We start from the raw sequence: 9,202 nt of genomic DNA on the forward strand, positions 1-9,202 counted from the left end.
GGAACCAGGAGGCACTGATCGAAGGTCATCAGCAGGATGGCATCCCTGATCCGGAGGGGATCGTCCGGGGCGATGGATCACGCCCCGGCGCGTGGGCCGTGCGGACTACCATCAGCTCATGACCCGAGTACTGCTGGCCGAGGACGACGCATCCATCTCGGAACCGCTGGCCCGCGCCCTGCGGCGCGAGGGGTACGAGGTCGAGGTGCGGGAGGACGGGCCCACCGCCCTCGACGCCGGACTCCAGGGCGGAGTGGACCTCGTCGTACTCGACCTGGGGCTGCCCGGAATGGACGGCCTGGAGGTGGCCCGGCGGCTCCGCGCCGAGGGCCACACGGTGCCGATCCTGGTCCTCACGGCACGCGCCGACGAGGTCGACACCGTGGTCGGTCTGGACGCGGGCGCCGACGACTACGTCACCAAGCCCTTCCGCCTCGCCGAGCTGCTCGCCCGCGTCCGGGCCCTGCTCCGGCGCGGTGCCACCGAGCCGGTGGCGGCCCCCGCGACGCACGGCGTCCGCATCGACGTCGAGTCGCACCGCGCGTGGATGGGCGACGAGGAGCTCCAGCTCACCGCGAAGGAGTTCGACCTCCTGCGCGTCCTGGTCCGCGACGCGGGCCGGGTGGTCACCCGCGACCAGCTGATGCGCGAGGTCTGGGACACCACCTGGTGGTCCTCGACGAAGACCCTCGACATGCACATCTCCTGGCTCCGCAAGAAGCTCGGCGACGACGCGGCCAACCCGCGCTACATCGCCACGGTCCGCGGTGTCGGCTTCCGCTTCGAGAAGAGCTGACGGGGCCGGACGAGCACCCCGGGGCCGGTGGGCGGCGCGGGCCGTCCTCGTGCGCCGCGTCCGGCCGCCGGAGCGCCGTAGGCTCGTCGGGTACCCCGTACCCCCGGCCCGGAGGGCAACGTGCGCCGCCGTCTGATCAACTCCACGCTCGCCGTGGTGCTCGTCGTCATCGCCGTGTTCGGGGTCTCCCTCGTCATCGTCGAGACACGCACCATCTCCAGCAGCGCCCAGGAGAGCGTGGACTCCGAGGCCCTGCGGCTGGTCTCCATCGTGGACAGCCGGCTCATCGGGGGAGAGCCCGTCAACCCCGACATCCTCGCCGAGCAGAGCGGTGCCAAGCGGTACGCCGAGATCACGATCCCCGGCCGCGACCGCATCGAGATCGGCACGCGGCCCGGCGGCAGCGTCATCCGCTCCACCGCCGAGGGCGAGCGCGGCGAGCGCGTGGTCGTCGAGGAGTCCCGGGCCACCGTCACCGCCGAGGTCGGGCGCACGCTGCTGATCATCGGTGCCGTGGCCCTGCTCGCCGTCGTGGCCGCCGTGCTGCTCGCCGTACGCCAGGCGAACAGGCTGGCCTCGCCGCTCACCGATCTCGCCGAGACCGCTGAACGGCTCGGCTCGGGCGACCCCCGTCCCCGCCACAAGCGGTACGGGGTGCCCGAGCTGGACCGGGTCGCGGACGTCCTGGACGCCTCCGCCGAACGGATCGCCCGGATGCTCACCGCCGAGCGCCGGCTCGCCGCGGACGCCTCCCACCAGCTCCGTACGCCGCTCACGGCGCTCTCCATGCGCCTGGAGGAGGTGGCCCTCTCCGACGACCTCGACACCGTCAAGGAGGAGGCGACGATCGCCCTCACCCAGGTCGAGCGGCTGACCGACGTCGTGCAGCGGCTGCTGACCAACTCCCGCGACCCCCGGACGGGCTCCGCCATCGCCTTCGACCTCGACGAGGTCATCAAGCAGCAGCTGGAGGAGTGGCGCCCCGCGTACCGCAGCGCGGGCCGGGCCATCGTCCACTCCGGCAAGCAGGGCATGCGTGCCGTCGGGACCCCGGGGGCCGTGGCCCAGGTCCTCGCCGCCCTGATCGAGAACTCGCTCATGCACGGCGGCGGCACCGTCGCCCTGCGCACCCGGGTCACCGGCAACCAGTCCGTGATCGAGGTGACCGACGAGGGCCCGGGCGTCCCCGCCGACCTCGGCGCGCGGATCTTCGAGCGGGCGGTCAGCGGCCGCAGCTCCACGGGCATCGGCCTCGCCGTCGCCCGCGACCTGGCGGAGGCGGACGGCGGCCGGCTGGAGCTGCTCCAGCAGCACCCTCCGGTGTTCGCGCTGTTCCTCGGCCGCGAGGTCAGCGGCCGCAAGGACGAGACGGCGCAGCGCCCGGTCCGCTGAGCACGTCCGTCAGGATCGGGCCGGCCGGGCCGGTGCGGTCCCGGGCCCGGTCAGACGCGGTCGGGCTGCTTGCGGGGCGCCTGCCGCGGCGCCTGCTCCAGGAACGATTCCGCGGTCTGCACGGCCTCGCGCGCCGGGAGCGTGCGGAAGACCCAGGTCCGGTACGACCAGAAGCGGAAGAGCGTCGCGACGGCGATGCCGAGGAACTTGAAGACGTTGCTCTGCAGCGGGGTGTCCCAGCCGAAGCCGTACGTCGCCGCGTACAGGATCCCGTTCTGGATCACCAGGCCGATCACGCTGAACAGGAGGAAGAGCGTCAGCTCCTTGGTCCGGCTGCTCTTGTCCCGGTCCTTGTACGTGAAGTACCGGAAGCCGAGGTAGTTGAAGCCGATCGCGACGACCGTCGCGATGATGCTCGCGCGGACGACCGGCACGTCCGTCAGGTGCCGTACGAGGTTGAACACCCCGAGGTCCACCAGGAGCCCGACACCACCGACCGCGCCGAACTTGGCGAACTCACGCGTGAGCCGGTCGAGCCGCGCGCGAAGTGCGCTTCGTTCACCCATAGTGATCGTTCAGCCCCGTCCGTTCGGATATGTCGACCCAGCCATGCTAACCAGCGTCCCTGTCACCTGCCTGTGGACGTGGCAAACCACGGGAAAAGGCCGCCCGCATGTGCCAAAGCACAGCCGGATGAGACCCACCGTCTCGTGCGGATACCCTAAGAGGGTGACGTTCCCGGTAGTAGGCATGGTCGGTGGCGGTCAGCTCGCCCGTATGACCCACGAGGCGGGCATCCCTCTCGGCATCAGGTTCAAGCTCCTCAGTGACACCCCGCAGGATTCGGCGGCGCAGGTGGTGAGCGAGGTCGTCATCGGCGACTATCGCGACCTGGCTACGCTGCGTGACTTCGCTCGCGGCTGCGACGTGATCACCTTCGATCACGAGCACGTCCCGACCGAACACCTGCGGGCCCTGGAGGCGGACGGCATCCCCGTCCGCCCGGGGCCCGACGCGTTGGTGCACGCCCAGGACAAGGGGGTGATGCGCGCCCGGCTCGACGAGATCGGCGTGCCGAGCCCCCGGCACCGCATCGTGGCCGACCCGGCCGACGCGGTGGCCTTCGCGCAGGAGGTGGGCGGGTTCCCGATCATCCTCAAGACCGTGCGCGGCGGCTACGACGGCAAGGGAGTCTGGTTCGTCCGCCGGGAGGAGGACGCCCGCGACCCCTTCCTGGCGGGTGTCCCGGTCCTCGCGGAGGAGAAGGTCGACTTCGCGCGCGAGCTCGCCGCGAACATCGTCCGCTCGCCGCACGGGCAGGCCGTGGCCTACCCCGTCGTCGAGTCCCGGCAGGTCGACGGCGTCTGCGACACGGTCATCGCGCCGGCCCCCGACCTGTCCGAGGAGCTGTCCGGCAAGGCCCAGGAACTGGCGCTGCGGATCGCCAAGGAGCTCGGTGTCGTCGGCCACCTGGCCGTCGAGCTCTTCGAGACCACCGACGGACGCATCCTCGTCAACGAGCTCGCGATGCGCCCGCACAACTCCGGCCACTGGACCCAGGACGGCGCGATCACCTCGCAGTTCGCCAACCACGTCCGGGCCGTCCTCGACCTCCCGCTCGGCGACCCGCGTCCGCGCGCGCCCTGGACGGTCATGTGCAACGTGCTCGGTGGCGACTACCCCGACATGTACTACGCGTACCTGCACTGCATGGCCCGCGACCCCCAGCTCAAGATCCACATGTACGGCAAGGACGTGAAGCCCGGCCGGAAGGTCGGCCACGTCAACACCTACGGCGACGACCTGGGCGACGTGCTGGAGCGCGCGCGCCACGCCGCCGGCTACCTGCGAGGAACGATCACCGAATGAGCAGCAGCCCCGACACCTCCCCCGTCGTCGGCATCGTCATGGGTTCGGACTCCGACTGGCCGGTGATGGAGGCCGCGGCGCAGGCCCTGGACGAGTTCGAGATCCGCTACGAGGTCGACGTCGTCTCCGCGCACCGCATGCCGCGCGAGATGATCGCGTACGGCGAGGAGGCCGCGGGCCGCGGTCTGAAGGCGATCATCGCGGGCGCGGGCGGCGCCGCCCACCTGCCCGGCATGCTCGCCTCGGTGACCCCGCTGCCGGTGATCGGCGTGCCCGTTCCGCTGAAGTACCTCGACGGCATGGACTCGCTCCTGTCGATCGTCCAGATGCCGGCCGGGGTGCCGGTGGCCACGGTCTCGGTCGGCGGGGCGCGCAACGCGGGCCTGCTCGCCGCCCGGATCCTCGCCGCCCACGACCCCGACCTGCTCGCCAGGATGCGGGAGTTCCAGCAGGAGCTGAACGACCAGGCGACCGAGAAGGGCAAGCGGCTGCGGGCCAAGGTCGAGGGCGCGGAGTCGTTCGGCTTCGCCAAGTGAGCGCCGGCGGCGCGGCCGGGTCGGGTCCCGCGCGGGAGCGTCTCGCCGAGGCGCTCGAACTGCTCGCGGACCACCCTGTCGTGGACGGTCACAACGACCTGCCCTGGGCGCTGCGCGAGCAGGCCCGGTACGACCTGGACCGCCTGGACATCGGCGCCGACCAGACCGGGTCGCTGCACACGGACCTGGCGCGGCTGCGGGCCGGCCGCGTCGGCGCGCAGTTCTGGTCCGTGTACGTGCCCTGCCGGCTCACCGGGGACGAGGCGGTCAGCGCCACCCTGGAGCAGATCGACGCCGTCGACCAGCTCCTCGCGCGCTACCCGGCGGAGCTGGCCCCCGCGCTGACCGCCGACGACATGGAGGCGGCGCGCCGGGAGGGCCGTATCGCCTCCCTGAAGGGCGCCGAGGGCGGCCACTCCATCAACGACTCCCTCGCCACCCTGCGGGCCCTGCACACGCTGGGCGTCCGGTACATGACGCTCACCCACAACGACAACACCGCGTGGGCGGACTCGGCGACGGACGAGCCGGGTGTCGGCGGACTCTCCGCCTTCGGCCACGAGGTCGTCCGTGAGATGAACCGCGTCGGCATGCTGGTGGACCTCTCGCACGTGGCCGCGACGACGATGCGGGCCGCGCTCGCGACCTCGGCCGCGCCGGTGGTCTTCTCCCACTCCTCCTCGCTGGCGATCTGCGACCACCCGCGGAACATCCCCGACGACGTGCTGGCGCAGCTCCCGGCCAACGGGGGCGTGGCGATGGCCACGTTCGTGCCGAAGTTCATCCTCCCCGCGGCGGTGGAGTGGACGGCCCGCGCCGACGAGAACATGCGCGCGCACGGCCTGCACCACCTCGACACCACCCCGCGGGCGATGAAGATCCACCGCGCCTTCGAGGAGGAGAACCCGCGTCCGGTCGCCACCGCCGCGACCGTCGCCGACCACCTCGACCACATGCGCGAGGTCGCGGGCATCGACCACATCGGCATCGGCGGCGACTACGACGGCACGGCCTTCACGCCGTCCGGCCTGGACGACGTCGCGGGCTACCCGAACCTCGTGGCGGAGCTGCTGACACGCGGCTGGTCGCGTGCCGACCTCGCCCGGCTGACGTGGTCGAACGCGGTGCGCGCGCTGCGCGACGCCGAGGCGGTCTCGCGCGAGCTGCGGGCGACGCGAGGACCGTCGAACGCGACGATCGAGTCGCTCGACGGCCCCGGCTCCCCCGACTCCCCGGACGGGCGACCGTCCTGACGGTCCGACAGCAGAAGGCCCCGCCTCGGCGGGGCCTTCTCGGCGTCCCGGGCCCGTCGCCCGGACGGAGCAATCCACCGAGACCCGGCCGGACGGCGGTGGCACGGTGGACCGTACTGCCCCGCGCCTTCGGCGGGGCGGTACTGCGTCGCCGAGTTCGGAGTAACACCATGGCAGGTCTGCTAGACGATCCCCACACCCTCTCCGCTGTTCCTGCCGCCGCCGGCGAGCTCGACCCCCCTGAATCACCGCCACCCCTCGACGAGCCGGCACGCGCGCGGGCCCTGCTCGCGGGGCAGCCGGTCCTCGAGGGGCGTACGGAGTTCCCGGCGGAACTCGACCCGGAGGACTTCCCGCCGGTCCGGGCGGAGGAGGCGGGGGCCCAGTTCTGGTCCGTGCGCGTCGGACCCCACGAAGGGGTCGTGGGCGCGCTGCGCCGGATCGACGCGATCCGCGCCCTGGTGGCGGCCTGTCCCGAGGACCTGCGTCTCGCGCACACCACCACGGAGGTCGCGGCCGCCGTCAACCACGGGCGGGTGGCCGTGCTGCTCGGCCCGGTGAGCGCCGACGCGATCGGCGGCTCGCTCGCCACGCTCCGGGCCTACCACGCGCTCGGCGTACGGGCGGTGACGCTCGCCGGCTTCGACCGCTTCGTACGCGACGCGGTACGGGAGATGAACCGTCTGGGCCTGGCCGTGGACCTGTCGGGCGCGGCCCCCGACACCGTCCGGGAGGTCCTGGCCGTGGCGAAGGCCCCGGTCCTGATGACCGAGGCCGACCCGGAGTCGCTGCCCGACGACGTCCTGCGCCTGCTGGGCGAGAACGGCGGCGTCTGCATGGTGCCGGTCGCCGAGGACCCGGCCGTGACGGCCGACGTCCTGGACCGCGTCCACACGCTGGCCGGCCCGCACGGCGTGGGCATCTCCCACCCGAAGGACCGGGCGCAGGGCTACGTTCCCCTCTTCGCGGAGCTGCTCCGCCGGGGCTGGACGGCCCCGGACCTGGTCCTGCTGTCCCACGCCAACGCCACCCGCGCGCTGCGTCAGACGGAGTTCCGCTCCCGCGCGATCCGTCTCCGCGCCGCCTGACCCGTCCCCGCCCCGGCAGGGAAGGGTCCCGAACACAGCCGGTGCCCCGGGCGTCGCCGCCCGGGGCACCGGTTCGTTCCGCGGGGTCCGCACCCGCGGGACTCACGCCCGCGGGCGGCCCATCGCCCGGTACACCCAGCCCGCCTCGCGCCACCGGCCCGCGTCCAGCGCGTTGCGGCCGTCGAGGATCACCCGGGCCCGCACCGCCGCGCCGAGCTCCGCGGGGTCCAGCGCGTCGCGGAACTCGCTCCACTCGGTCAGGTGAAGCACCACGTCCGCGCCCCGCACCGCCTCCAGCGCCGACCCGGCGTAGCCCAGCGTCGGGAACAGCCGGCGCGCGTTGTCCATGCCCTTGGGGTCGTAGACCGTCACCTGGCCGCCCTGCAGGTGGATCTGGCCCGCGACGTTGAGCGCCGGCGAGTCGCGTACGTCGTCCGAGTCCGGCTTGAACGTCGCGCCCAGCACCGCCACCCGCTTGCCGAGGAACGATCCGCCGCCGAGTGCCTCGCGCGCCATCTCGACCATCTGGCCGCGCCGCCGCATGTTGATGGAGTCGATCTCGCGCAGGAACGTCAGCGCCTGGTCCGCGCCGAGCTCGCCCGCGCGGGCCATGAAGGCACGGATGTCCTTCGGCAGGCAGCCGCCGCCGAAGCCGATCCCGGCCCGCAGGAACTTCGACCCGATCCGCTCGTCGTAGCCGATCGCCTCGGCCAGCTTCGCGACATCGCCGCCCGCCGCCTCGCAGACCTCCGCCATCGCGTTGATGAAGGAGATCTTCGTCGCGAGGAACGAGTTCGCCGCCGTCTTCACCAGCTCCGCCGTCGGGAAGTCGGTCACCACGAACGGCGAGCCCTCCGCGATCGGTCCGGCGTACACCTCGCGCAGCAGCTTCTCCGCCCGCTCGCTGCGCAGGCCGGCCACCACCCGGTCCGGGTGCAGGGTGTCCCGTACGGCGAAGCCCTCGCGCAGGAACTCCGGGTTCCAGGCGAGCTCGACCCCTTCCGGCAGCAGCTCCGCCAGCCGCTCCGCCGAGCCGACCGGCACCGTCGACTTGCCGACGACCAGCGCGCCCGAGCGCACCACGCCCGCCAGCGAGGCGAAGGCGGCGTCCACGTAGGACATGTCGCAGGCGTACTCGCCGTGCTTCTGCGGCGTGTTCACACAGACGAAGTGGACGTCGCCGAAGGCGCCGATCTCCTCCCAGGAGGTCGTGAAGCGCAGCCGTCCGGTCGAGCCCTCGATGCCGTCGACGTGCCGGGCGAGCAGGTCCTCCAGACCCGGCTCGTACATCGGCACCCGGCCCGAGGCCAGCAGCTCGACCTTCTCGGGCACGACGTCGAGACCGAGGACCTCGAAGCCCAGTTCCGCCATGGCCGCTGCGTGCGTTGCGCCGAGGTAGCCGGTGCCGATCACGGTGATCTTGAGGGCCATACGGGACTCCATGTGCGTGCAGGCGGAAAATGCCTGCACGAGCATAGTCGGGCCCCGCGAGCGGGGTTCCGGCCCCTGTCGGGAACCTCACCTGGTCGGCGGCCCGCGCAGGTTCTAGCATTTGGGTTACTTAACGGTAGTTAGCAGTCAAGGGGAGCTCCAGATCATGGGCAAGGACTTCGACCTGTATCGCCTGTCCGAGGAGCACGACATGCTCCGGGAGACGGTCCGTGCGCTGGCGGAGGCGAAGATCACGCCGTTCGCCGCCGCGGTGGACGAGGAGGGGCGGTTCCCCCAGGAGGCGCTGGACGCGCTGGTGGCGGCGGACCTGCACGCGGTGCACGTCCCGGAGTCCTACGGCGGTGCGGGCGCGGACGCGCTGGCGACGGTGATCGTGATCGAGGAGGTCGCGCGGGCGTGCGGTTCGTCCTCGCTGATCCCCGCGGTGAACAAGCTCGGGTCGCTGCCGGTGATCCTGTCGGGTTCGGAGGAGCTGAAGGCGAAGTACCTGGGCCCGCTGGCCAAGGGCGACGCGATGTTCTCCTACGCGCTCTCGGAGCCCGACGCGGGCTCGGACGCGGCCGGCATGAAGACCCGCGCGGTCCGCGACGGCGACTTCTGGGTCCTCAACGGCGTCAAGCGGTGGATCACCAACGCCGGCGTCTCGGAGTACTACACGGTGATGGCCGTCACCGACCCGGAGAAGCGCTCCAAGGGCATCAGCGCCTTCGTCGTGGAGAAGTCCGACGAGGGCGTCTCCTTCGGCGCCCCGGAGAAGAAGCTCGGCATCAAGGGCTCCCCGACCCGCGAGGTCTACCTCGACAACGTCCGGATCCC

General features: G+C 72.2%; 9 protein-coding genes. 7 read left to right on the forward strand and 2 right to left on the reverse strand.

Going from position 1 to position 9,202, the window contains the following annotated elements:
- Positions 1 to 118 precede the first annotated feature (118 nt).
- Together ACGFZF_RS24455 and ACGFZF_RS24460 are read left to right on the forward strand one after the other, a co-directional pair.
- On the forward strand, positions 119 to 796 hold the full coding sequence (locus ACGFZF_RS24455; protein ID WP_147978263.1) for a response regulator transcription factor: 678 nt from the start codon (positions 119 to 121) through the stop codon (positions 794 to 796).
- A gap of 120 nt (positions 797 to 916) precedes the next feature.
- Positions 917 to 2,188: an ATP-binding protein gene (locus tag ACGFZF_RS24460; protein ID WP_356605894.1), complete on the forward strand. Its 1,272-nt coding sequence runs from the start codon at positions 917 to 919 to the stop codon at positions 2,186 to 2,188.
- Between the two features lie 50 nt (positions 2,189 to 2,238).
- Here the strand turns inward: ACGFZF_RS24460 and ACGFZF_RS24465 are convergent, their stop codons facing one another.
- Positions 2,239 to 2,754 carry a GtrA family protein gene (locus ACGFZF_RS24465; RefSeq protein WP_393557277.1) on the reverse strand — a complete coding sequence of 172 codons (516 nt, stop codon included), beginning with the start codon at positions 2,752 to 2,754 and terminating at the stop codon, positions 2,239 to 2,241.
- A 163-nt stretch (positions 2,755 to 2,917) separates the two neighbouring features.
- Between ACGFZF_RS24465 and ACGFZF_RS24470 the strand changes: the two genes are divergently transcribed.
- The 4 genes from ACGFZF_RS24470 (at position 2,918) to ACGFZF_RS24485 (ending at position 6,934) form a co-directional block, all read left to right on the forward strand.
- Positions 2,918 to 4,057, forward strand: a complete 1,140-nt coding sequence (locus tag ACGFZF_RS24470; RefSeq protein WP_393557279.1) for a 5-(carboxyamino)imidazole ribonucleotide synthase — start codon at positions 2,918 to 2,920, stop codon at positions 4,055 to 4,057.
- Positions 4,054 to 4,593 (forward strand): 5-(carboxyamino)imidazole ribonucleotide mutase, encoded by a 540-nt coding sequence (gene purE, locus ACGFZF_RS24475; protein ID WP_393557281.1) that lies wholly within the window; start codon positions 4,054 to 4,056, stop codon positions 4,591 to 4,593. The genes ACGFZF_RS24470 and purE overlap by 4 nt, the downstream gene beginning before the upstream one ends.
- On the forward strand, positions 4,590 to 5,846 hold the full coding sequence (locus ACGFZF_RS24480) for a dipeptidase (RefSeq protein WP_393557283.1): 1,257 nt from the start codon (positions 4,590 to 4,592) through the stop codon (positions 5,844 to 5,846). The genes purE and ACGFZF_RS24480 overlap by 4 nt, the downstream gene beginning before the upstream one ends.
- Positions 5,847 to 6,016: 170 nt before the next feature.
- Positions 6,017 to 6,934, forward strand: a complete 918-nt coding sequence (locus ACGFZF_RS24485; RefSeq protein WP_393557285.1) for a membrane dipeptidase — start codon at positions 6,017 to 6,019, stop codon at positions 6,932 to 6,934.
- A gap of 102 nt (positions 6,935 to 7,036) precedes the next feature.
- On the opposite strand, the gene ACGFZF_RS24490 is transcribed toward ACGFZF_RS24485, so the two are convergent.
- Entirely contained in the window at positions 7,037 to 8,365 is a 1,329-nt protein-coding gene (locus ACGFZF_RS24490) for a UDP-glucose dehydrogenase family protein (RefSeq protein WP_393557287.1), read from the reverse strand.
- Between the two features lie 166 nt (positions 8,366 to 8,531).
- Here ACGFZF_RS24490 and ACGFZF_RS24495 point away from each other — a divergent pair.
- Positions 8,532 to 9,202, forward strand: a 671-nt coding sequence (locus ACGFZF_RS24495; protein WP_393557289.1) for an acyl-CoA dehydrogenase family protein, incomplete at its 3' end; no start/stop codon positions are given.

Source organism: Streptomyces sp. NPDC048338, assembly GCF_043201055.1.
GTDB lineage: Bacteria > Actinomycetota > Actinomycetes > Streptomycetales > Streptomycetaceae > Streptomyces.

Coding starts and splice junctions, on each gene's coding strand:
- ACGFZF_RS24465 (WP_393557277.1), bottom strand. CDS start 2,754: ATGGGTGAACGAAGCGCACTTCGCGCGCGGCTCGACCGGCTCACGCGT.
- purE (WP_393557281.1), top strand. CDS start 4,054: ATGAGCAGCAGCCCCGACACCTCCCCCGTCGTCGGCATCGTCATGGGT.
- ACGFZF_RS24455 (WP_147978263.1), top strand. CDS start 119: ATGACCCGAGTACTGCTGGCCGAGGACGACGCATCCATCTCGGAACCG.
- ACGFZF_RS24485 (WP_393557285.1), top strand. CDS start 6,017: ATGGCAGGTCTGCTAGACGATCCCCACACCCTCTCCGCTGTTCCTGCC.
- ACGFZF_RS24490 (WP_393557287.1), bottom strand. CDS start 8,365: ATGGCCCTCAAGATCACCGTGATCGGCACCGGCTACCTCGGCGCAACG.